Annotated in this window: 23 protein-coding genes; 8 read left to right on the top strand and 15 right to left on the bottom strand. The window is 70.2% G+C overall.

Annotation, left to right across the window (positions count from 1 at the left end; genetic code table 11):
* Positions 1 to 278 precede the first annotated feature (278 nt).
* Together H4W31_RS32245 and H4W31_RS32240 are read right to left on the bottom strand one after the other, a co-directional pair.
* Positions 279 to 1,157: an alpha/beta fold hydrolase gene (locus H4W31_RS32245; protein ID WP_192770072.1), complete on the bottom strand. Its 879-nt coding sequence runs from the start codon at positions 1,155 to 1,157 to the stop codon at positions 279 to 281.
* A gap of 46 nt (positions 1,158 to 1,203) precedes the next feature.
* On the bottom strand, positions 1,204 to 1,815 hold the full coding sequence (locus H4W31_RS32240; protein WP_192770071.1) for a GNAT family N-acetyltransferase: 612 nt from the start codon (positions 1,813 to 1,815) through the stop codon (positions 1,204 to 1,206).
* A 137-nt stretch (positions 1,816 to 1,952) separates the two neighbouring features.
* Here H4W31_RS32240 and H4W31_RS32235 point away from each other — a divergent pair, with 137 nt between their 5' ends.
* On the top strand, positions 1,953 to 2,918 hold the full coding sequence (locus H4W31_RS32235; protein ID WP_318783525.1) for a GntR family transcriptional regulator: 966 nt from the start codon (positions 1,953 to 1,955) through the stop codon (positions 2,916 to 2,918).
* A 205-nt stretch (positions 2,919 to 3,123) separates the two neighbouring features.
* Here H4W31_RS32235 and H4W31_RS32230 read toward each other — a convergent pair whose 3' ends face one another.
* On the bottom strand, positions 3,124 to 3,813 hold the full coding sequence (locus H4W31_RS32230) for a LacI family DNA-binding transcriptional regulator (protein WP_192770069.1): 690 nt from the start codon (positions 3,811 to 3,813) through the stop codon (positions 3,124 to 3,126).
* A 3-nt stretch (positions 3,814 to 3,816) separates the two neighbouring features.
* Here H4W31_RS32230 and H4W31_RS32225 point away from each other — a divergent pair, with 3 nt between their 5' ends.
* The 4 genes from H4W31_RS32225 to H4W31_RS32210 all read left to right on the top strand — a co-directional run bounded on the left by H4W31_RS32225 (position 3,817) and on the right by H4W31_RS32210 (position 6,866).
* A complete protein-coding gene (locus tag H4W31_RS32225; protein WP_404825639.1) occupies positions 3,817 to 4,062 on the top strand; it encodes a family 1 glycosylhydrolase in 246 nt (81 codons plus the stop codon).
* A 160-nt stretch (positions 4,063 to 4,222) separates the two neighbouring features.
* Positions 4,223 to 5,059 carry a CPBP family intramembrane glutamic endopeptidase gene (locus H4W31_RS32220; RefSeq protein WP_192770068.1) on the top strand — a complete coding sequence of 279 codons (837 nt, stop codon included), beginning with the start codon at positions 4,223 to 4,225 and terminating at the stop codon, positions 5,057 to 5,059.
* Positions 5,056 to 6,210, top strand: a complete 1,155-nt coding sequence (locus H4W31_RS32215) for a sensor histidine kinase (RefSeq protein WP_192770067.1) — start codon at positions 5,056 to 5,058, stop codon at positions 6,208 to 6,210. Before H4W31_RS32220 ends, H4W31_RS32215 begins: the two co-directional genes overlap by 4 nt.
* On the top strand, positions 6,207 to 6,866 hold the full coding sequence (locus H4W31_RS32210) for a response regulator (RefSeq protein ID WP_192770066.1): 660 nt from the start codon (positions 6,207 to 6,209) through the stop codon (positions 6,864 to 6,866). Before H4W31_RS32215 ends, H4W31_RS32210 begins: the two co-directional genes overlap by 4 nt.
* Before the next feature lie 13 nt (positions 6,867 to 6,879).
* Here the strand turns inward: H4W31_RS32210 and H4W31_RS32205 are convergent, their stop codons facing one another.
* Positions 6,880 to 7,530: a TetR/AcrR family transcriptional regulator gene (locus H4W31_RS32205; RefSeq protein WP_192770065.1), complete on the bottom strand. Its 651-nt coding sequence runs from the start codon at positions 7,528 to 7,530 to the stop codon at positions 6,880 to 6,882.
* A 74-nt stretch (positions 7,531 to 7,604) separates the two neighbouring features.
* Here H4W31_RS32205 and H4W31_RS32200 point away from each other — a divergent pair, with 74 nt between their 5' ends.
* The gene (locus tag H4W31_RS32200; RefSeq protein WP_192770064.1) at positions 7,605 to 8,918 is read left to right on the top strand and encodes a glycosyltransferase; all 1,314 of its coding nucleotides are present in this window, start codon (positions 7,605 to 7,607) and stop codon (positions 8,916 to 8,918) included.
* A gap of 42 nt (positions 8,919 to 8,960) precedes the next feature.
* Here H4W31_RS32200 and H4W31_RS32195 read toward each other — a convergent pair whose 3' ends face one another.
* Positions 8,961 to 10,652: an ABC-F family ATP-binding cassette domain-containing protein gene (locus tag H4W31_RS32195; protein WP_192770063.1), complete on the bottom strand. Its 1,692-nt coding sequence runs from the start codon at positions 10,650 to 10,652 to the stop codon at positions 8,961 to 8,963.
* Between the two features lie 222 nt (positions 10,653 to 10,874).
* Here H4W31_RS32195 and H4W31_RS32190 point away from each other — a divergent pair, with 222 nt between their 5' ends.
* Complete coding sequence (locus H4W31_RS32190) at positions 10,875 to 11,402, top strand: DinB family protein (protein WP_192770062.1); 528 nt, start codon at positions 10,875 to 10,877, stop codon at positions 11,400 to 11,402.
* Positions 11,403 to 11,461: 59 nt separating this feature from the next.
* Here the strand turns inward: H4W31_RS32190 and H4W31_RS32185 are convergent, their stop codons facing one another.
* The 3 genes from H4W31_RS32185 to H4W31_RS32175 all read right to left on the bottom strand — a co-directional run bounded on the left by H4W31_RS32185 (position 11,462) and on the right by H4W31_RS32175 (position 13,832).
* The gene (locus H4W31_RS32185; protein WP_192770061.1) at positions 11,462 to 12,529 is read right to left on the bottom strand and encodes a hypothetical protein; all 1,068 of its coding nucleotides are present in this window, start codon (positions 12,527 to 12,529) and stop codon (positions 11,462 to 11,464) included.
* 217 nt (positions 12,530 to 12,746) lie between these two features.
* A complete protein-coding gene (locus H4W31_RS32180; protein ID WP_192770060.1) occupies positions 12,747 to 13,118 on the bottom strand; it encodes a hypothetical protein in 372 nt (123 codons plus the stop codon).
* A 75-nt stretch (positions 13,119 to 13,193) separates the two neighbouring features.
* Positions 13,194 to 13,832, bottom strand: a complete 639-nt coding sequence (locus H4W31_RS32175) for a TetR/AcrR family transcriptional regulator (RefSeq protein ID WP_192770059.1) — start codon at positions 13,830 to 13,832, stop codon at positions 13,194 to 13,196.
* A gap of 127 nt (positions 13,833 to 13,959) precedes the next feature.
* Between H4W31_RS32175 and H4W31_RS32170 the strand changes: the two genes are divergently transcribed.
* Positions 13,960 to 14,904 (top strand): alpha/beta hydrolase, encoded by a 945-nt coding sequence (locus H4W31_RS32170; RefSeq protein WP_192770058.1) that lies wholly within the window; start codon positions 13,960 to 13,962, stop codon positions 14,902 to 14,904.
* A gap of 354 nt (positions 14,905 to 15,258) precedes the next feature.
* Here the strand turns inward: H4W31_RS32170 and H4W31_RS32165 are convergent, their stop codons facing one another.
* From H4W31_RS32165 to H4W31_RS32135, 7 genes are all read right to left on the bottom strand, one after another.
* The gene (locus H4W31_RS32165; protein WP_192770057.1) at positions 15,259 to 15,987 is read right to left on the bottom strand and encodes a tetratricopeptide repeat protein; all 729 of its coding nucleotides are present in this window, start codon (positions 15,985 to 15,987) and stop codon (positions 15,259 to 15,261) included.
* Between the two features lie 40 nt (positions 15,988 to 16,027).
* On the bottom strand, positions 16,028 to 17,170 hold the full coding sequence (locus H4W31_RS32160; RefSeq protein WP_192770056.1) for a GDSL-type esterase/lipase family protein: 1,143 nt from the start codon (positions 17,168 to 17,170) through the stop codon (positions 16,028 to 16,030).
* Between the two features lie 58 nt (positions 17,171 to 17,228).
* Entirely contained in the window at positions 17,229 to 18,215 is a 987-nt protein-coding gene (locus H4W31_RS32155) for an NADPH:quinone reductase (protein ID WP_192770055.1), read from the bottom strand.
* Complete coding sequence (locus tag H4W31_RS32150) at positions 18,215 to 18,514, bottom strand: hypothetical protein (RefSeq protein ID WP_192770054.1); 300 nt, start codon at positions 18,512 to 18,514, stop codon at positions 18,215 to 18,217. Before H4W31_RS32150 ends, H4W31_RS32155 begins: the two co-directional genes overlap by 1 nt.
* A 30-nt stretch (positions 18,515 to 18,544) precedes the next feature.
* Positions 18,545 to 19,144 (bottom strand): TetR/AcrR family transcriptional regulator, encoded by a 600-nt coding sequence (locus tag H4W31_RS32145; RefSeq protein ID WP_192770053.1) that lies wholly within the window; start codon positions 19,142 to 19,144, stop codon positions 18,545 to 18,547.
* Between the two features lie 4 nt (positions 19,145 to 19,148).
* Positions 19,149 to 20,528 (bottom strand): FAD-binding oxidoreductase, encoded by a 1,380-nt coding sequence (locus H4W31_RS32140; RefSeq protein ID WP_192770052.1) that lies wholly within the window; start codon positions 20,526 to 20,528, stop codon positions 19,149 to 19,151.
* Between the two features lie 474 nt (positions 20,529 to 21,002).
* On the bottom strand, positions 21,003 to 21,968 hold the full coding sequence (locus H4W31_RS32135) for a DMT family transporter (protein WP_192770051.1): 966 nt from the start codon (positions 21,966 to 21,968) through the stop codon (positions 21,003 to 21,005).
* Positions 21,969 to 21,975 lie beyond the last annotated feature (7 nt).

The following is a 21,975-nucleotide window of genomic DNA, read 5'->3' as shown; positions in this document are numbered from 1 at the left end:
GTTGCTCGGCGGACAGGCCACTGTGCGCGGTGATCGGCACCGGGATTGATCCGTCTTCGTCGCGACGCCGGAGTCCGCGCCGCGCCATGCCCAGCTCACGCCGCACCGGGCGGTCGGGGTGGCTCCGTCGAGCCACACCCGGCTGCCTGACGGTCGTGGAATCCGACGACGGCGTCTTCACCGCCGACGTGATGGGCGGCACCCGCTGGGACTTCGCCCACGAGCCCGCAGGCGCGGGCCGGCTGTCGAGGCCCAGCGGGGCGGCCATGGTGCGCCGGTCAGCGGCCGGCGAGTTCGGCGAAGATTTCCACAAGCTCGGGCCGGTCGAACGGGCCGACGTGGGGGGCGGCGACGCTTCGTACGTCGGTCGGGTTACCCGGGGTGAGGCGGTCGGCCTCGGTGATGAAGCGGTCCTGTAGCGCGGGTGGGATCAGCCGGTCCTGGGTGAAGCGTACGTATGTCCGGGGGATCCGGCCCCAGGTGTGCGCCTTGCCGCGCGCGTCGGCCAAGGGGATGCTGGCGGGCTCGTCGGGTTCGAGCGTGTTGAGCAGCCGACTCACCGCCTCGTCGGTGAAGTCGCCGGCGAGGCACTGCCTGATGCCGTCGAACACCGCGGGGTCGGCCGAGCGCCAGTTGATCCGGGCCACCCCGAGGACCGCCGGATCGGCGACCACCGCCTGGGTCACCAGGGGGAGCAGGCTGTCGCTGTTCTCCGGCGTGGCGAGGTAGGCGGCCACGTTCGGCAGGTCGACGCAGCAGTACGCCGCCATGTAGACGACCCGATCCAGGAGCTCGGGGATGGCGTTGCCGACCCTGCTCACGGTGACGCCGCCCTGGCTGGCGCCGGCCAGGATCACGGGCCCGTGGCGGCGGGCCCGGCGCACCGTGTCCACGACGCGTTCGACGTAGTCGTCGATCGTGATCTTGGCGAGCGGTGACGGCTCGGTCGCCAGCCCCTGCGGGTCCTGCGGGGCCTGGTACGAGCGGGGGAAGAACCCTTCAGTGCCGTGTCCCGGTAGGTCGACGGCGACGCACCGGTGCCCCCGCAAGGTCAGTTCGCTGATCAGTCCCGAGCAGAAGTACGACGAGGAGTTGGTGCCGTGTACGAAGACCAGGCTCGGCGCTCGCCGATCGCCGGCGGTGTCCTTCATCGTCATCGAGGTTCTCCCTTGTGCTGGTGGAATCGGGGTCAGTGGTCAGTGGTCAGCGGCGGGCGTGGCGCCACATCGGCCACAGGAGTGGGCTGTCCGCCACGCGGACCGGAGCGCCGAGCTCCTCGAAGCCGTACCGCAGGTAGAGGGTTCGGCTCCGGGGAGAGCTCGCCTCCAGGTACGCGGCGAGTCCGTCGGCGTCGGCTCGTTCCAACCGGTGCCGCAACATGGCCGAGCCGAGTCCGGCGCCCTGCCGCCCGCCGACCACTCCCATGCAGGCGAGGTAGAGGTGCGGTTCCCGGCCGGGATGCCGCTCGGCCAGTGCCTGCCCCAGAGCCCGCAGCCGCGCGCCGTTCTCGCCGAAGACCGAGTTCTGCTCCTCGTCGGGTGCGTCCGGATGCTCCTCGTCGGGTTCCTGGCCCGAGGTCAACGCCCGCCACACCGAGGCGCCCTCATCACGGCCGGCCAGGTACGCCTCGGCGGCGCTCTGATCCAGCAGCTGACCGTAGAAGTGCGACTGGAGACGACCGCGTTCACCCGGTACCGGAAAAAGCCAACAGGCGACCGGATCGTTCATGAACGCCTCGGTGAGGACGTCCGACACCACCTGCCGGTCTGCGTCATCCGCCCGCCGCACGAGTGCGTGCGGTATGTCCTGTGTCATGCGTACACCGTATCGGCGCATCGGCGAAGATGACGCATTCAGGCCTGGTCAGGTGGAGGAAGTGTACTGGCCGGGAAAGGATTGAACTAGTACACTCCAAATCCGCGACACCGTCCCAAGTAGATCGGAGCGACTCTGTGCCTTCGCCGACACCGCGCCCGGAACCGCCGTACCGGCGGATCGTCGAGGAGATCCGCGGCCGCATCCTGGCCGGCGACCTGCGGCCCGGTGACCGGATACCGTCGGTCCGGCAGGTCGCCCAGCGCTGGGGTGTCGCGGTCGCGACCGCCACCAGAGCGATGGCGACTCTGCGCGACAACGGGCTGGTCGAGGCGACGGTCGGTTCCGGCACGGTGGTCAGCAGCCGCGCGGGCCGCAAACATCCGCTCAGCCCGGCCGAGTCGCGGCGGCCCCGGCAGGCGGGCACCGTCAAGCAGCCACTGAGCCGCAAGCACGTGCTCCGCACCGCCGTCGCGATCGCCGATGTCGAGGGACTCGACGCGGTGTCGATGCGACGACTCGCGGCCGACCTCGCCGTCGGCCCGATGTCGCTCTACCGGCACGTGGCGAACAAGGACGAGCTGGTGACGCAGATGGCCGACGAGGTCTTCGGCGAATGCGAACTGCCGGTCCCGGGACCGCCCGGGTGGCGGGCGAAACTCGAACTGATCTCCCGCCAACAGTGGGATCTGTGCCGGAGACACCTCTGGCTGCCCAGGGCCGTCTCGTTCACCCGCCCGGCGCTCGTGCCCAACATGATGATGCACACCGAGTGGACCCTGCGCGCGCTCGACGGGCTCGGGCTGCCGATGGCGACCCGGATCCGCGAGGCGCTCACCCTCCATGGAGTGGTCGTCACCGTCGCGCTGTCCCTGGCGGCCGAGGTCGAGTCGGAGCAGGAAACCGGTGTCACGCTCGACGGGTGGCGGCTGGCACAGCAGAAGCGGGCCGCCCAACTCCTCGAAAGTGGACGGTTCCCACTGCTGGCGACGATCCCGACGGAGACGGCCTCGGACCTGGGCGGACTGTTCGAGTACGGTCTCGCACGCCATCTCGACGGCTTCGCCACCCTGGTGGAGGAGCATGCCCGCACCCGGTCCTGAGGGTGGGGGCCGCGGCACCGTCCCCGCTCAGCTGGTGCTGCCGCTCACCGAACCGCCGGACCTGGTCAGGCGGTACGCGAGGGGGCGTAAGCCGGCGTGGATGCCGTGGGTAACGTTATCCATGATCGTTTTGCGTGGTCGGGGGTTGGCATCCACGGAGCAGCCGGTGGACCTCGTGCGACGGTTCGCGGCCAGGTGACGGCCGCTACCGCGCGGGTGGCGGGGCGGTGGTGCGGCGGACGACGAGAGTGGGGGAGAGCCTGACCTGCGCGGCGGGCCGCTGCCGGTCGGCGATGCGGTCGAGCAGCAGCCGGGCGGCGTTCGCGCCGATCTGGTGACCGGCCTGGTCCACGCTGGTCAGCGAGATGGGCCGGAAGGCGGCGAAGGTGGTGTTGTCGTAGCCGGCGACCGAGACGTCCTCGGGCACCCGCAGACTGGCCTCGGCGATCGCGTCGAGGGCGCCCATGGCGACGATGTCCGCGCCGGCGAATATGGCGGTCGGCCGGACCGGCCGGGCGAGCAGTTGCTGGGCGCCGAGGTAGCCGCCTTCCTGGCTGTAGCTGGTGGAGGCGATGTCGATCTCGTCCGCGAGGCCCTGGGCCCGCATCGCCTGCTGGTAGCCCGCGGCGCGGATGGCGTTGGGCATCTCGGCGAGGCAGTCCCGGTCGGTCTCGTGGTGCTCGATGTGCGCGATCCGGGTGTGGCCGAGGTCGACGAGGTGGTCCACGACCAGCGCGGCCCCGGCGAAGTCGTCGTCGGCGACGCTGTCGTAGGCCCGGGACCGGCCGTGCCGGCCGACGACGACGGTGGGCACGGTCGCGGCGACGTGGTCGAGGTGGGCGCGCGTCGAGATCGGCGCGATGAGGATCAGGCCGTCCATGCTGCGGTCGATCATGGCGTGGGTGACCTTGCCTCGGCCTCCCGACCGTTGCAGCTCGCCCGGGCCCGCGCCGAAGGTGTCGACGTGCGCGGCTACCTGCACTGGTCCGCCTTCGACAACTTCGAGTGGAGCGAAGGGTTCCGGCCGACGTTCGGTCTCATCGCCGTCGACCACGCCGACGACTTCGCACGGATTCCCAAGCCCAGCGCCCACGCCTTCGCCAGGATCGCGGGCACCGGACGCCTGGACGCGACGGACGGTTAGCCAGTTTTCCGCCACGGGGTCTCGGCGTGCGTCGACGGCGGTTGTCCCCCGTGCGAGCTACCCGCGATGTCCACCATGCGGTGACGATTCCGGACCGGCTGATCCATAGCGTTTGAGGTAGCCGCGGCGCTTCGCCGGGCAATCTCGTGGAGGAGTCGTCATGCGACTGTTGAAGCAGTTCGGAGTCGTCGCGGCGGTCGCGCTCGCCGGGAGCATGGGCGTCCGTGCGGTGCAGGGGAACACGGTGCTCACCCTGGTCCTCGGCGTTGCGACGGCCGTGCTCGCGCTGGTCGCGTACGCATGGGTGGTACGGCGAACCGAGCGTCGCGCGCCGACCGAGGTGGCCGCAGAAGGTGCCGGCGCCGCAACTGGCCGGGGTGTGCTGATCGGTGTCGCGTTGTTCGCGGCTGTCATCGCGAACATCGCCCTGCTCGGCGGCTACCGGATCAACGGCCCGGGCTCGGCGGCGGGGGCGCTGGCACTGTTCGGCTTCATGGCCGCCGCTGCCGTGACGGAGGAACTGATCTTTCGCGGCATCCTGTTCCGGATCGTCGAGGAGCGTGCCGGCACCTGGGGCGCGCTGGCGCTGACCGGCCTGCTGTTCGGCCTGGTGCACCTGCTCAACCCGCACGCGAGCCTGTGGGGTGCGATCGCCATCGCGGTCGAGGCCGGCGGAATGCTCGCCGCCGCCTACGCCGCTACCCGCACCCTGTGGCTGCCGATCGGCCTGCACTTCGGCTGGAACTTCGCCGCGGCCGGCATCTTCGGGGCCACCGTCTCGGGCATGGACGGGCCGGCGGGGCTGCTGGACGGCGTGCTGTCGGGTCCGACCCTGCTCAGCGGCGGCGACTTCGGGCCGGAGGCGAGCCTGTACGCGGTACTGGCCGGCGCGGTGCTGACGTTGGTGTTCATGGTGCTGGCCCGCCGCCGAGGCCACGTGGTGCCCCGCCGCCGGCGCGGCGCCCGGGCCTCGGCCACCGCTACGCTCTCCGAGTGATCGACCTTCGCCGGGTCCCGGACCTGTGGCGGCGGTGTGACGTCACGGTCCGGGATCTGCCGATCGCGTTGCTGCTCGTCGTCGCGTCGTACCCGCCGGCGTTGCACGGCTACGGAACGCGGATCGGCGACCTGCCCGCCCGCCCCTTCGACGCGCTGGCCGTCGTGGCGCTCGCCCTGGAGTGTCTTCCGCTCGCCGTGCGCCGGCGGTGGCCGGCCGCCTGCCTCGCCCTGGTGTCGCTCGGCTTCGCCGTCGACCAGCTCCGCGGCTACCACCTGGTCGCGGGCACCGCACTGCCGATCGCGCTGTTGAGCGCGGGAGCCCATCTGGAACGTCACCGGCGCACCACGGCGGTCCTCATCTCCGTGGCGTACGTGCCGCTGGCGATCGCGCTCGACCGGCTCGGCGCGGGCGAGCGGCCGGTCGAATTCGGAACGTTCTACCTGGCGCTGGTATTCGCCTGGGGCATCGGGTCATGGCTGCGCTCCACCCGGGCAGCCGAGTACGAACACCGCCGCCGTCTCGCCGAGGCCACCCGCACCGCCGAACGCACCCGTATCGCGCGTGAACTCCACGACGTGGTGACCCACCACGTGACGGCGATGGTCGTACAGGCGGAGGCGGCACGGTACCTGACCGCCGCCCCCGACCGCCTTGACCAGACCCTGGCCGCCGTCACCGACACCGGCCGACGGGCCATCGCCGACCTGCGGCACCTGCTCGACCTGCTCAACCCCGACCATGGCACCGACGTCAGGACGCCGTCGGTAGGCGAACTGCCCACGCTGGTGGAGCAGACCCGCCGGGCCGGGCAGCCGGTGGAGTTCACCGAGGAGGGCGTCCCGCAGGAGACGACCGGCAGCGCCGAGCTCACGGCCTACCGAGTCGTGCAGGAGGCCCTGACGAACGCCCTCAAGTACGCCCACGGCAGCCGCACCGTGGTCCAGGTGCAGCACGGCGCAAGGGAGATCACCGTGACGGTCGGCACCGACGGCTCGGGCGCGCACGCCGCGTACCCCGGCGGGGGCGGGCGGGGCCTCGCCGGGCTCCGCGAACGGGTCCACGTCCTGGGCGGCGAGTTCAGCGCGGAGCGGCAGCCGGGCGGCGGCTTCGTCGTACGGGCCCGCATCCCGGTCGGGAGCCCCGGGTGACCGCGCCGCTCCGGGTCCTGGTCTGCGACGACCAGGCGCTGATCCGCACCGGGTTCGCGACGATCATCGGCGCCCAGCCCGATCTCGAGGTGGTGGGCGAGTGCGGCGACGGGCGTGCCGCGGTTGACCTGGCCGGCCGACTGCGTCCGGACGTGGTGGTGATGGACGTACGGATGCCGGTCCTCGACGGCATCGAGGCGACCCGCCTGCTGGCCGGTGCCGGGGTCGTCCATCCGGTCAAGGTGCTCGTGGTGACGACGTTCAACCTGGACGAGTACGTCTACGAGGCACTCCGCGCGGGGGCGAGCGGATTCCTGCTCAAGGACGCCCCACCGGCGCAGCTGCTGCACGGCATCCGTACCGTCGCCATGGGTGCCGCGCTGCTGGCGCCCGAGGTGACCCGCCAACTCGTCGGCAGGTACGCGGAACGGATCCGTCCCGCCGGGGGCATGCCCGCCGGCATGCCGCTGACCCCGCGCGAGCTGGAGGTGCTGCGCCTCATCGCCGACGGCCTGTCCAACAGCGAGATCGCCGCGACCTTGGTGATCAGTCAGGAGACCGTCAAGACGTACGTGTCGCGCATCCTCACCAAGCTCGACCTGCGCGACCGTGTCCAGGCGGTGGTCTACGCCTACCGCACCGGGCTGGCGACCTGAGGCCCCTGCCGGCTCAGTGCACGAGGACCGTGTCGCGGATCGTTCGCGCGACGAACGCCTTGTACCGCTCGTGGGACCTGCCGTCCAGCTGCACGAAGCGTACGTAGCTCTCGACGCTGATGATGACGCAGAAGGCCTCGACAAGATCGTCGAAGGGTACGTCGGTCCGCAGCCAGCCGCGTTCGGCGACGACTCGAAGGACGTTCTCGACCTGCCTCCTGATCTCGGCGAGTCTCTCCAGCAGGTGCCGCCGGAGCTCGCTGTCGCCGGGCGCCGCACCAGTGGCCGCGGTCCAGACGCCGGCCGACGGCTCGTTGATCGCGAGCGTCGTCTCGCCCACGAGGGCCGCGAACCCGTTCGAGTCGGTGACCTCGAGCATGGCCGTGCCGTGTCCGGTGGCGAAGAAGTCGAGGTCACGCCCTTCGACGCCGAACGACGCGACCTCGACCGCGGCCCACAGGATCGCTGTCTTCGGACCGTGTGTCCGCACCGTCTCGACCGATACGCCGGCCCGCTTCGCGATCTGGGCGAACGTGGCGGCCTGATAACCGTTCTCGCCGAACACCTCGATGGCGGCTTCGACGACGCGTCTTCTGGTCTGCGCCGCCTGGTGCTGCCGAAGCTCCGAACGGTACGTGCGGGTGCGGCTCTCAACACCTGACATATTGACTACTGTCACATGCAGATGAATACTGCTTCATAAGATCCAATATTAGGCCACCCACGAGGGAAGTCCTCATGTCGTCGATCATCATCGTCACGATGCCGATCCACGGACACGTCACGCCCCTGCTCGCGGTGGCGCGGCACTTCGTCGCGCGAGGAGACCGGGTCCGCTTCATCAGCGGATCCAGATTCGCCGAGACCATCGCGGCAACCGGCGCCGAGCATGTACCCCTGCCCGCCGAAGCAGACTTCGACGACCGGCAGGACTGGAACGAGACCTTTCCCGAGCGCGCCGCCCTGAGGCGTACGAAGGCGGTCGCACACGACATCGAGCACGTCTTCGTACGCCCCGGGTTGCCGCAACACGACGCCGTCATGGCGGCGCACGCTGCCGAGCCGGCCGATGCCGTACTGGCCGACCCGGCCGTGGTGGGCGGTGGGTTCCTGCTCGGCCACCCGCTCGGCGTCCGGCCACCGATCGTGATGTGCGGCATCTGCCCGCTGATGATCTCCAGTCGCGACACCGCGCCCTTCGGCATGGGGCTCACTCCGCTGCGCGGCCCGCTCGGCCGGCTCCGCAACGCCACGCTCGCCACGATCACCCGCAAGGTCGTGTTCCCGCCGGTCGAGCGGATCGCCCAGCAGATATTCCAGCAGTTGCACGGCCGCCCGATGCCCTTTCCGGTACTCGACTGGCCGCGTCACGCCGAGGCGATCGTGCAGTTCACCGTGCCCGAGTTCGAGTACCCGCGATCCGATGCCCCCGCGACCCTGCACTTCGCGGGACCGATCTCGGCCTCCGGCTCGCACGCGCCGCTCCCGCCGTGGTGGCACGAACTCGACGGCTCACGACCCGTCGTCCACCTCACCCAGGGCACCGCCGCGAACAACGACTTCGGACAGCTCATCGCACCGGCGCTCGAAGCCCTCGCCGACGACGACGTGCTGATCGCCGTCGCGACCGGTGGACGCCCGGTGGAGTCGTTGCCGCCGCTGCCTTCCAACGCCCGCGCGGCCGAGTTCCTGCCCTACGACGACCTTCTGCCGAAGACCAACGTCTACGTCACCAACGGCGGATACGGCGGCGTGCAGTACGCACTGCGCTACGGCGTTCCGATCGTGGCCACCGGCACCCATGAGGACAAACCCGAGGTCATCGCCCGGGTGGCCTGGACTGGAGTCGGACGTCGCATCACGACCGAGACCCCGACGCAGGCGGCCATCCGTAGTGCGGTCCGCGCCGTCCTCGACGACCAGCGGTACCGGGACGCCGCGCGCCGCATCGCCGAGCGGATGGCGACCACTCGTGGAGTTCACCGACTCGCCGAGATCGTCGACGAGTCGATCGCAAACAGCCGGCGGACCGGTCTTCCGCAGCAGCCCTGATCACGCGTACGTGGTGGGGTGGGGCGATTCCTGGAGCTTGGCCTACACCTCGGTGACGCGGCCGTCGGCGACCTCCCAGCGCCGCGCGCAGCCGATCGCGGCGGCGAAGCGTGCGTCGTGCGTCACGACCAGCAGGGTGCCACGGAACTCGGCGAGCGCTCGTTCGGTCACGTCCAGGGCATCGAGGTCGAGGAAGTTCGTGGGCTCGTCAAGCAGCAGAACCCGGGCGGGTGAGTTGGCCATGATCGCCAGCAGTAGCCTGCGCAGTTCACCCGCGGAGAGTGCACGCAGCGGACGGCGCAACTGGTCGGGACCGAACAGGTAGCCCTCCAGCAGGCGTTCCGCGTCCTCGGCGTAGACCGGTACGCGGGACCGGAAGTAGTCGAAGACCCGCACGTCGGAGCGTACGGTGTCGTGGGTCTGCGGCAGTAGGAGCCCGCGGCCGGAGAGCTGGCCGCCGTCCGGTGTCAGCCGGCCGGCGAACACGCGCAGCAGAGTGGACTTCCCGGCACCGTTGCGACCGCTGACCAGGATGCGGTCCCCTCCGCCCACGGTGAGGTCGACGTCGCGTAGGACGGTGCGCCCGCCGAGGGCGACGGTCAGACCGGTGACCTGGAGCACCGGCACGTCAGGCGGCACCGGAGCCGTGGCCGCCGTGGTGGAGCCGATTCCGTCGGCCGGCCCGTCCTGCGGGGCGGATGTGTCGTCGTCCGGGGCGACCGCCGGGAACGCGAGCACCAGCGGCGGCCGGGTCTGCGGCTCGGCCAACCAGCGGGCGGCCAGCATCTGCCGGCGTAGCCGACGCTCCCGCGCCTTCGCCTTCTTGGCTACCTTCTTGGCATACCGGTTCTGCTGATCACGACCGCGTTTGACCCCGCCTTCCTCGACCTCGCGGGCCTGGGCCTTGGTCCGGCCGATGTCCTCCTCCCAGCGACGGCGGTCCTTCTCCTGCGCCTCGTAGTCGCTGAGCAGGCGTGCCCAGCGTCGCGCCTTCTCCGCCCGGTAGTCCGTGTACCCGCCGGTGTAGAACTGCGGCTCCTCGTGAATGCCGTCCAGTTCGACGATCCGGGTCACCGCCCGGTCCAGGAAGTCCCGGTCGTGGCTGGCCACGAGAACCCCGCCCGGGAACCGGGCCAGCCAGTCACCGAGCCAGGCGATCCCGTCCGCGTCGAGGTGGTTCGTCGGCTCGTCGAGCAGCAGCAACTGTGGTGACTCCAGCAGCACCCGGGCGAGGGTCAGCCGCGCCTGTTCGCCGCCGCTGACTTCGCCCAGGGTCGCGGCGTCCGGAATGTGCTCGACATCCAGCCGCTGACGTACCTGCGCCAGCCAGGTCGGCGCCTGCCAGCCGGTCAGTTGGGTCCACCGGTCGTCCAGGTCGCCGTACTCGGTGAACAGCCCCTGGTCGGTCGCGCCGGAGGACATCTGCTCCCGGAGGGCGTCGAGCCGGTTCGTCACCGCGACCAACTCGCCCATCCCTTCGGCGAGGAAGTCCCCGACCCGTAGCTGCGGGTCCGGCGTCTGCTGGGCGAAGTATCCGATGGTGATGTCCGGCGAGCGGGCCACCTGACCGGCCGACGGCGGCTCGATACCCGCGAGCACGCGCAGCAGGGTGGACTTGCCGGACCCGTTCGGTCCCACCAGGCCGATCCGGTCGCCCCGGTCGAGGACCAGGTTGAGCGAGGCGAAGAGCGCGTCACCGTCGTGCCGCTTGGCAAGGGAAAAGGCTTTAAGCATGCTGTCTCCCGATGACGCCAGCTTCGTCCCGGTGGACCGGAATGGGGATCGTACCGTCGGTACCGGTGTCGCCACAGCGGATTCTGGTCGCGAGCCGGCGTCTGGCGGCGGGTGGATCGGCTGGCCACGCTCCGCAATAGCGGTCAGAAAGTGGCCGCTATTGGTCGTAGCGTCGGGGTTGCCAGTACGGCGGAGCTGACGTCGAGACGAAGGATGATGACCATGGCGACGATCTTCGAGGACACGGTGACCGGGGAGCGGGCCGACCTGCTGGAGTCCCTGGACAAGGCGCGGTTCTTCCTCCGCTCCACCGCCCGCGGGCTCAGCGACGAGCAGGCGGCCACCCGGAGCACGGTCAGCGAACTCTGCGTCGGCGGGCTGATCAAGCACGTGACGATGGTGGAGCGGCAGTGGGCCCGGTTCATCGTCGAGGGAGCCGCGGCGATGCCGACCGGTGACGATCCCGCCGCGTACGAGGCGTACGCGGCCGGGTTCCGCCTGCTGCCAGGGGAGACCCTGGTCGGGGTGCTGGAGGCGTACGAGGACGTCGCGCGGCGTACGGACGAGCTGGTGCGTACGCTGCCGGACCTCGATGCCGGTCACGAGTTGCCGTCCGCGCCGTGGTTCGAGCCCGGTGCGCGGTGGAGCGCGCGGCGCGTACTGCAGCACATCATCGCCGAGACGGCACAGCACTCCGGACACGCCGACATCATCCGGGAGGCCATCGACGGGGCCAGGTCGATGGGATAGCCGGTCGCCGACATCACCGGAGGCCCGCGCGGCGGGTCCGTCCGAAAAGGATGCCCGGACTAGCGGGTTGGCTGGGGATGGCCCAGAGCGGCCCTGCGACGCGCGATCGCGGCGTCGACGCGGCGGGCGAAGCCATCCGGCAACTTCCGGGCGCGTAGCTGTTCGAGTTCGCGTAGCGCCGGCACGGAGCCGAGGCGTTCCAGGGTGTGTGCTGCGGCGTACATGACGAGTTGACTGCGCGGACCGTGGCCGGGGACCTTCTCGGCGGCGTCCCGCGCGAGCCGGCCGACGGCCGACGGGTCGCTCGGGTGCGGGGGGATGACCGCGAGTAGGTACACCAGGCCGCGCAGCGCCAGCGCGTTGTGCGGGTCGAGGACCTCGTTGGCGTCGTACAGCGCATGGCGGCGCAGCCGGATGGTGCGTGGCTGCGACACCAGCGTGAACCAGTGGTGGATCAGTACCCGGCACTCCGACGTACCGAGACCCGCGGCCAGGGCGGCGGCGTGGCGGGACCAGCCGGCGGCCGGACGCCCACCGGTCGCGGTGAGCGCGTGGGGGAGCAGTCGCGGGTCGGGAGCCTCGGCGTTGGCGGCCTCGGCCCACGGCTCGCCCACGTTGAGCGGGTCGAGCGCCTTCTCCAGCCACGGCCGCAGAGCCTCCGCGCCGAGGCGATACGCCTTCTCCGTTCGTCGCATCACGGCCAACAGCCGCGGCGGGACGATGCCGGTCTCGCGGACGGCGACTTCGGCCAGGACGCGAAGGTCGTTGGGGGCTCTGACCTCGGCTGCCGCGGCGGCGTCGATGAGGTACCGGCCGGCGCGCCAGGACAGCACGCCCGGCTCGAGTCCACGGGCGAGCCAGCCGAGCAGTGCGTCGACCGGCACGGGTTGTGCCGCAGCCGCCGCCCGGTCCAGGACATCGAGGATGAGGGCGTGCCGGCGGGCCGGCGGAAGCACCTCGACCACCGTGCGTACGTGCGCCCCGTCAAAGCGCCACACGTCCTCGTTGCGCGCGGCGAGGTCGACCAGTTCCACGGCGAGCATGGCGTCGTCGCCGACGGCGACCAGGTCACGGACGCGCGCGACGCGCTGTGGATAGTGGTCCCGTGATCCTGGTCCGTCGAGCATGGCGGCGAGCATACGGTGCCGGGCGGACCTTTCCGGCTTCGTCGGACGGCTCAGGGCATGGCGGTACGCCCAGCCCCGATCCTCATCCCTCCGAGTCGCCCGAGCAGATCCCGGCACGCCGCGTCCACCCCACCATCATCACCGTGTACGAAGGATGCGTCGACAGGATCGCTTGTCAGCCGTCAGCCGTCAGCCGTCAGCCGTCAGCCGTCAGCCGTCAGCCGTCGGCATCGAGCATCGGCCGCACGGCCGGCGTGGGCAGCGGCCTGATTTCTCCCTCGACGACCTCGAACGCACCGCGCCGCCAGCCCTGGCCGGCGCACGCCCGGATCAGATCGGCGACGTGGCCCGGACCCACTGGTTCGCGCGCGAACAGTTCGTCGAAGCGCTCTGGTGCGTGTCTGGCGGCGATGAGCATCTGAGGGTAGTTCACCCACGGGTCATCAAAGGGAACCCGCAGGTCAGCCAGGGGGACGCGTTCGCCGTCGCGCCATACGCGCACAATGAGCCAGTTCGGATCGACCGGGCGTACGCGCCATCGATAGATCCCGCCATCGACGACGATGCGCCGTACGCGTTGCTTCGGCATGACAGTTCCGTCTCCTCCGGCGAGATGATCGACGCCGGTCCACCGTAGCCGCCGCAGCCATCCCGTAACCAATCCCTAAACGCGTTCCGCGCGTAGGTAGGCGACCAGCAGGTCGACGATCTCACTGGTCAGGTGGGGGCTGTCGACGTCGTCTGGTCGTTGGCTGACGAACCGGTGGACCAGGGACTCGATGACCGCCACCACGACGCGGGCGCTGCGGGTCGGGTCGGCGAGGTCGAGGCTGGGGTCGGAACGCAGGAACTGCTCGACGGCGTCGGCGGCGTCCCGTTCGGCCTGGTGAAATCGATCGAGCAGTTCGGGAGGGCGCGGAGACTCCTCGAACAGCACCTTGTGCAGGCGCGGGTTGTGGCTGTGCAGGTCGGCGTACGCGCCGACCATCGCCGGCAGCCACTGCTCCGGGCGCACCGGCGAGGTGGCGACGGCGGTCAGGCTCGCTCGCACGGCCTCGATGCCCTCGTCGATGTGGGCCAGGGTCAGGGTGAGCAGGATCGAGTCCTTGTTCGGGAAGTACTGGTACACCGAACCAACGGACAGTTTCGCGGCCTCGGCGATGCGGTCGGTGGTGCCTGCGGCGTACCCGTACTCGGTGAAAACGCGAGCCGCCGCGTCGAGGATGCGCTGTCGGGTCTGCCGGGCGCGTTGCTGCTGGGGCGTCTTCCTGGGCTGATGCGGCGACGGCCGAGAAGGCAACACAACCCCCGAAATGCGAGTACATGAACATGAGTAATTCCTCATATCATAGCCGAGGGCGGGCAGAACACTGGATCCCGCAGCGCAGCAGGTTCGGCCTTCGGCGCTGGACCGACCTGAAAGGACAACGGTGAACGGCGCACAACGCAGCTACGACGAGGTCACCCACTGGCGCGGCTACCAGCGGTTCTACGCCGCACATCTGCGGTACGACCCGGGCAAGGCCCCGCGCGAGCAGTGGTGGAGGTGGCGCGGCACAGACGTTCATCTGGATCGCCTGGTCGCACCGGACGCGCCCGTCAAGCTCATCCTGGTACACGGCGCCGGCGGCTACGGACGGATGCTGGCCCCGTACGCCCGTCTGTTCGCCCACACCTCACCGGTGGAGGTGGTGGCGCCGGACCTGATCGGCTACGGGTTGACCGGGGCCGGGAAGCGACCGGTCGCCTATCAGGACTGGATCGACTGCCTCGCCGACCTGGTGGCGGCGGAGCAGGCGCGCGATGGCCGACCGGTGATCCTGTTCGGGGCGAGCATGGGTGGGATGCTGGCCTATTCGGTCGCCGCGCGTGGCGGCGTCTCCGGGCTGATCGTGACGTGCCTGCTCGACCCACGCGACGTCGCGGTCCGGATGCGGATGACCCGCCTGCCGATCATGGGTCGGCTCGCGGTGCCGGCGCTGCACCAGATGCGTGCGCTGGATCGGCTCCGCATCCCCATGCGCTGGGTGGCGAACATGGCTGCGATGAGCAACAACCCGTCGCTGACCACCCTGGTCGCCACGGATCCCTGCGGCGGCGGCAACCTGGTCCCGATGAGGTTCCTGCGTACCTTCCTGTGCTCAGCCCCGGCGGTCGAGCCCGAGGAGTTCACCACCTGCCCGGTACTGATGACGCACCCGGCAGCCGACCGCTGGACCCCCCTGGAGCTCAGCCTGCCGTTCTACGAACGCATCGCCGCGACCAAGCGCCTTCGGCTCCTCGACGAAGCCGGGCACCTGCCGATCGAGGAGCCGGGCCTCACCCAGCTGAATCACGCAGTCCAGGATTTCGTCGGCCAGCTCCTGCCGAGGTGACCGGTTCCGTGACCGTCATGGGTAGCCGGCCGCGACACGACGCGACGGCATGGGTCCGAACAGGGTGTCAGGTGAGGCGTGGCAGAGCCCTTGGCCGGGGCCATCATGGCGAGCCCCATCATCCGCGCCGTCGTGCGGCACATGTTCAAGGACGACCCGGCGATGCGGGCCGAGTTCCGGCGGCTGCGCGGGGAGGACCTCTGGGCACCCCGATGGCGGCGAGCCCTTACCCGGGCGCGCTTTCCTCGTCTTCGACTTCCTCCGCCCCCGGCACTGAGCGCCCCGGCACGGAGCCTTCCCAGCATCGAGCGCCGTCGGCCGGGCCACGGCGGCCAGGCTTTGAGTAGCGCTGCGTCAGCGTCGATCGTCGGCGAAGGCCGCCCGCGGGTCGAGGAGCTGCCCTCGTGCGTACTCCTCGGCGAAGGCGGCCGGGCCGAGCGCCTCGGTCGCGGCGGCGCGTGCTTTGGCGAGGTCGGCCGCGTCGTCGGGATCCGGTACCTGGCCGAGCGACGCGAAGGCGGCATCCGCGACACCGATCATTCGTGCCGTCCGCAGGTAGTCATCCTCGGCCGAGGCGAGCGCGGCGCCCGCCACGCAGACGTACGGCACGAAGTCGGCCCAGCCGTGGTGGAACACCCGCTCACGGCCCTCGGCGAACAGTTTCCTCGCCACGTCGAGATTGCCCAGACCCAGCTCACAGAAGGCGAGGTTGTGATATTCGGAGTTGACTGTCTTCGGCTGGTCGAGCGCCTCGTTGAGTGCGATGCTCTCCTGGTACAGCTCCCGGGCCCGGAGCAGGTCGCCGGACATCCGGGCCACGGCAGCCAGCACGTGCCTCGGCCGTTCCTCGAGGCTCCGGTCACCGGAGCGCACCGCGACCGCGAGCGCCTCCCGGGCCCGGGCCTGGCCGCCCGGGAGGTCACCGCCGCGGATGGCGACCCGGGCCAGGCTGTACCGGGCCTCCACCTCGCCCGCCGGGTCTCCGGCCGCCTGGGCCCGGACGATCTCGGCCTCGCTCATGCGTACCACGGCGTCGGTCTCACCGCGCCGGAACGCCGCGCGCACGTTCTCGCTGAAGTTCATCAATCCGCTCTCACCGCTGTGTCATGGCGTGCTCAGCACCCTACGGCCCGTCCGGCGTCGACGGTCGGTCAGCACCAGAAGTGTGGAGTGCGAGGTCGTCCAGGTTGACCGCGTCGGCCATCGCCTTGGCGCCGTTGTCGTTCAGGTGCATGCCGTCGCCGCTGTCCAGGCCGGGGTGGATGTAGTCGGGGGCGTGCGGGTTGGCGACGGCTCGGGCCACATCGAAGACGGCGTCGAAGGCGCCCGCCGTACGGATCCAGTCGTTCACCTCGCGTCGGATCGCAAGGGCCTCCCGCGTGCCGACCCCGGGGCCGCCGCCCGCGAAGGGACCGATGGTGCCGGCGAGGATCTTCAGGTCCGCCTCGTGGGCGCGGTTGGCCAGGGCGGTGAAGCCTTCGATGAGTGCCTCGGCGGTGGCGGGAGGTTCACCCAGGATGGCGGGCAGGGCGAGGTCGTTGATGCCGAAGTGCACCAGAACGTGGGTCAGGGCGGGTATCGGCAGCACATCGCGGTCGAAGCGCGCCAGCGCGTGTTCGCCGATCCCGTCGCGCAGGAGGCGGTTCCCGGCGATGCCCTGGTTGACGACCCACCCTCGCTGAAGGCGCCGGTTGAGGAAGTCGACGGAGCGATGGTTCGCGCTGGTCCTGGTGCCGACTCCCTCGAACCAGGAGTCGCCGAAGGCCACGGCGATCGCGGTGTCCGGGGCCAGCACGTCGACACCCGAGATGTAGAACCTGGATTCCACCTGCTCGGCCCGAGAAAGCGCGTCAGACGTGACGTGGTTCCCGTCGACTATCCGAGCGAGTTCGGCCGGCCTGTGGGAATAGGTGGCCAGACCGGTCTTCTCCGGAAGATAGAGGCTGACGACCAGGTCTGTGCCGGCGGCAACAGGAAGATCGACCGGATCCCCGACGGCCTCCTCGCCGGCCGGGACGACACATTGTTCGGCGCCGCCGTCGAAGGTGAGGGCAGCCTGCCGGTGGCCGACGGCGACCGTCGCGGCGCCGATGGTCAGCGGAGTGCGGCCGTAACGGTTCGTCAGGCGTACGCGGAAAGCCTCTCCACCGCCGGCCATGTGCAGGACCTGACGTACGGTCTGGTCGGCGAAGCCACAGGGTTCGCTGAACTGGAGTTGCTCGTAGGGACTGATGACCGCGGTGCGGAAACCGGCTGTCCAGATCATGGTCGTTCCACAGGTCCGTGCCGCCGGACGGCGCCGTTCGCGCCGGTGATCGCGACGGTCATTGTTCGATGTCCAGGACGATCCGACCCCTGGCCGAGCTGTGTTCGGCCAGTTCATGTGCCTGCGCGATCTCCGTCAACGGCAACCGGGCGGCGATCGGGTAGCGCAGGTCACCGGCGACCAGCGCGGCTGTCAGTTCGGTGGCGGCGGCCTCGTTCGCGGGCTCCGGGAAGTCGTCGTTGCTGAGGAACCGGACGGTGATGTTCTTGAACCCCAGCGGCCAGTACGGGATGCGTGGCTCGGCCGCACCGGTGGCGTAGGTGGCGATCACGCCGCCGTACCGGAGAATTTCCAGGTTGGTCGCCAGGTTGACGTCGAAAGCCAGCTCGGCCACCCGGTCGATCAGCTCCCCACCGGTCTGTTCGAGGATCCGGGTGGCCAGGTCGCCGCCGGCGGTGTCGATCGCGTGGTGCGCCCCTGCGGCCAGTACCTGTTCGACCTGGTCCGGGGTCCGTACTGTCGCGATCACGGTGGCGCCGCCCCGGCGGGCGACCGCCACCGCGGCCCGGCCGACCGCGCCGAGGGCTCCGGTGACGAGTACCCGCTGATCGGTCACCGGCCCGTCGGCGAAGATCGCCCGGTGGGCGGTGATGCCGGGGATGCCGAGGCCGGCGGCCTGCTCGTACGGCACGTCGGCAGGCAACGTTACGGCGTGCCGGGCCGGTACCACGGTGTATTCGGCGGCGCTGCCGAACGGGCGGTACGACTGGGCGAGGTAGACCCAGACCCGTTCGCCGATCCGGGACGGGTCGACGCCGGGTCCGACGGCGTCGATCGTCCCGGCACCGTCACCGTGTGGGACGACCCGGGGGAATGACATGGTGGACCCCCACCAGCCCTGCCGTTTGCCCAGGTCACCGACGTGGATCCCGGAAATCGACACCCGGACCCGGACCTCGCCCTCGCCCGGCGACGGATCGGGCAACTTCCCGACCTGGAGCACCTCGCGCGCCGGGCCCTGCCGGTCGTACCACGCCGCGCGCATCACGCACCTGCCGGTTCGGTGGTGGTGCCCTCCTCGACGCTGATCACCTTGTCGATCAGCGAGAAGAACGCCTGGATGCCGGGCCGGTCGGCGCCCCGGCGCCGGGACTCGGCGAAGTCCTCGGGTGAGCGCCAGAAGACGATGTCCAGCCAGACGTCCGCGGTCAGCCGGATCAGTTGCGCGCCGAGAAAGCCGGTGCGGTCGGCCTCGAAGTCGCGCAGCATCGCGGGCCGTGCGGCCAGCAGGGTGTCGGCGCGTTCCGCGGGCACGTGGAAGCGGGTGAGTTCAACGGTAGCCATGGCTCCTCGATCCGTTCGGGTACGGGACATTCAGCCTTGGATGCCAAGCATCAGCCTGAGCTGGGCAAGCAGAACGTCGCGGAACTGCGCGGGTGACGGCGTGGGGTGGTGCTGGACGCGAGAGACGATCAGCCCGGCCAGGGCAGCGAGCAGGAGATCCGTTACGGCCTCGGCGTCCTGGGCCAGCCTGAATTCACCCCGCTCGCTGCCTTCCCGCACAGCGGTCAGGAAGGGCGCGCGGTAACGCGTCTGCACCTCCGCGCTGTAGTCGCGGAGGTCGTCGTCACGCATGGCGGATCGCCAGAACTCGACGAGGATCTGCCTGCTGCTCTCCGAGTTGAGCAGACTCCGGTCCACCAGCGCGACGAGTCGTCGCCACGGATCGGCCTCGGCGGCGGCCACCGTTGCCTGGGCGTCTACTTCCCGGTCGGTGAAGACCTCCATGGCTTCGATGATCATGTCCTCGCGCGAGCCGAAGTAGTTCTGCAGGGTGCTGACCGCGACACCGCTGGCCGCCGACACGTCCGTGAACCGCGTGTTCTCGTAGCCGCGAGCGGCGAGCACACCTGCCACGGCGTCCAGCACGACGGCCCGCTTCGCGCCGCCGGCACGGCTTCTCCGAATCGCCATGTCCCTATGCCCGAGGCGGGATGTTGTAGTTCCAGCGGAACATGTTCCGTGGGTCCCGCTCGGTCTTCGCCGTCCGAAGCCGTTCGTAGGTCGCCTCGTCGTACGCCAGCCGTACGTTCTCGACGGAAGTGTCAGCCGGCGACAGGTAGCTGGGGTGCTTCCGGCCGTTGAGCCGGGTGAGCCGACCGGTCAGCTCCAGTCCCAGGTCCTTGCCGGTGGTCGGCTCGCCGGGCGGCAGGACGGTCAACGCGATCACGGCGAAGGCGACGTCGCGTCGTACGGCGTTCGGCCGTTCCGGTGGCCTCCCGAACGCGCCGCCGAGCTGGGTCAGGTTGACGAGCGTGAGGTGCCCCTCGGAGTCCGGACCCGCGAGTTCGAGGATCGCGTCCACCGCCGACGGTGACAACTCGTCCAGCATCGCGAAGTGTTCGACGGCGGTGCCGGGATCGGTCGGATCGTTGGTGATGGTGGCGATCTGCGCGAGAGGCATGGTGGCCACGGTGTCGACGAGCACCGGAGCGGCAGCCCGCATCGGGGCGATCAACGTTTCGCCGTCGGCCGCCGGGCCCAGGTACGACAATCGGACGAAGATGCTGAGCTTCCCCCGCATGAATTCGGGAATGTACGGCAGGTCGGGTACGCGCAGGAAGACGATCGACGAAGTCAGGTCGTCGGGCGCCGTGGCGGCGAGCAACCGGTAGGCCTCCAGCACCGCACCGGCGTCTTCGCCCGCGAACTGCAGGAATCCCGCGTACAGCTCCGGGACGGGGAAGAGGCTGAACTCCATCGCGGTGACGACACCGAAGTTGCCCTTCCCGCCGAGCAGGGCGAAGAGCAGCTCCGGCTCGGAATCCGGCGCGACGTGGCGGACTTCGCCGTCGGGAGTCACGATCTCGATCGCCCGGACATGGTCGGCCGCGTAACCGAAGGCCCGGCCGATCGTGACGCTCACGCCACCGCCCAGCGTGTAACCCACGACGCCGACCTGTGGTGAGGAACCCGCGAGCGGCGCGAGTCCGAGCTTGGCGGCCTCCTCGACCACCTGCCCCCAGTTGACGCCCGCCTCGACCCGGGCGGTCCGCCGCTCCCCGTCGATAGTCAGGCCCGTCATCCGACGCGTAGTGATCATGACCGCCTCGGAAGAAACGGACACGGAAGGGCCGTGTCCGGTGTTGAGGACCGCGACGGAGCGGTCCTCCTCCCGCGCGAAGCGGACCGCCGAGCGGACATCGTTCACGTCGGTGGCCCCGATGATCACGTACGGCTCGTGGCTGACGGTCGTGTTGAACACCGCCGCCTCGCCGAGGAAACCGTCGTCGCCCGGAAAGAGGACGGGTCCCCGAACAGCGGCCAGCGCGGATGGAATGCCTGAGGGGTGGGACATATCAAGCCTTTCTTGACCTGGTCACGGCGTTGGGACACGGGCGAGTTGCCGTCGGAGGCGGACCGAGAACGCCGCCGAACCTCGTCGATGCCGCGGCCACCGGCCCCAGGGGCCGTCGTCCTGCCGCCCGAGTCCCGGACGACCTTTCGGCACGGGGATACGGTATCGCCGTACCGATCGAGCTGAGCAGCTCATGACCTCAAGTGTTAGGCAAAACACCCCGCTTTGCCCCGCTTGCCGCCCGACCGGGGCCGCCGGCTCCCGGGTCAGGCCCGAATCGGGCCCGGTCCGCCACGGTCGCCGACCTTGATGACCTCCCGACCACCGGCGGGCTTCCGTGGCGCAAACAAGACCGGGCATATACGCGTTCGTCGGGGCCGGGCGACTCAGTACTCATGGCCACGCCACAGCCGCAAAAAGGCCGCCGGCCCGGACTGGGGTCCGGACCGGCGGCCGTCGATGTCGATCTGGCGATTACGGTACGGCGACGTCCGGCGCGCCGTCCCGGTCGCGGCTGGCCGCGTCGGCCACGTTCGCCGCCGCGGCCTCGCCGCGCTTCTCGTCGGCGTAGACCATCAGGGTGGACCCGACGATGGCGAGCACGATGCCGATCGTGGCGTAGATCGTCGGCACCGTCTGGTAGACGATCAGTGAGAGGATCACGGTCAGCACGGGCGCCAGGGCGTTGGTCGTGGGGGCCACGATCGAGGCCTTGCCCCGGCTGAACGCCATCACCAGGAACAGCGCGCCGACGGCGTTGAGCAGTTGGGTGACCGCGGCGAGGGTCGGCGCCTGCCACGGCGCGTCCAGCGCCAGGCCACCGGCCATCCAGATGGCGATCGGCACCAGCAGCAGGCCGCTGATCGTCATCCAGGTGAAGGTGGTGGCGTCGTTGACGCCGACCGTGGCTGCCTTACGCATGAAGTAGGCCTGCACGCCCCAGGCGACGCAGACCACGATGGCCAGGATCAACCAGGTACCACCGGTGGCGGAACCGTCGCCGTCGCTGACGCTGAACAGCACGACCGCGACCAGCGCGGTGATCACGCCGATCACGGCGAGCCGGGGGATGCGTTCGCGCAGCAGCGCCGTGGCCATCAGCACGGTGATCGCCGGAGACAGCGCGATCAGCGGGAAGATCAGGTAGGCCGGGCCGATGGTGAGCGCCTTGAACAGCAGCAACTGGCCGCCGGCGCCGGTCAGGCCGACCAGCAGCCCGTACACGGCTGCGATCGGGCGGCGGTCCAGCCGGTTGCCGCGCAGGGCGACGACGGCCGGTATGATCATCGTGAGGGACCAGACGACGTAGACCATGCCGTCGGGGTAGCCGTAGTCCCTGGTCGGGACGGCGGAGAAGGCTCCCCATACGCCCCAGAACAGCACGAGCAGTGCCGCGTACGGAATCCAGCTACGGCTGATGCGTGAAATAGTCGTTGGCATCTGCGCC

It is taken from the genome of Plantactinospora soyae (genome assembly GCF_014874095.1).
GTDB lineage: Bacteria > Actinomycetota > Actinomycetes > Mycobacteriales > Micromonosporaceae > Plantactinospora > Plantactinospora soyae.
The sequence above is the reverse complement of the archived record's forward strand: the minus strand, read 5'-3'. Positions and strand labels throughout refer to the sequence as shown.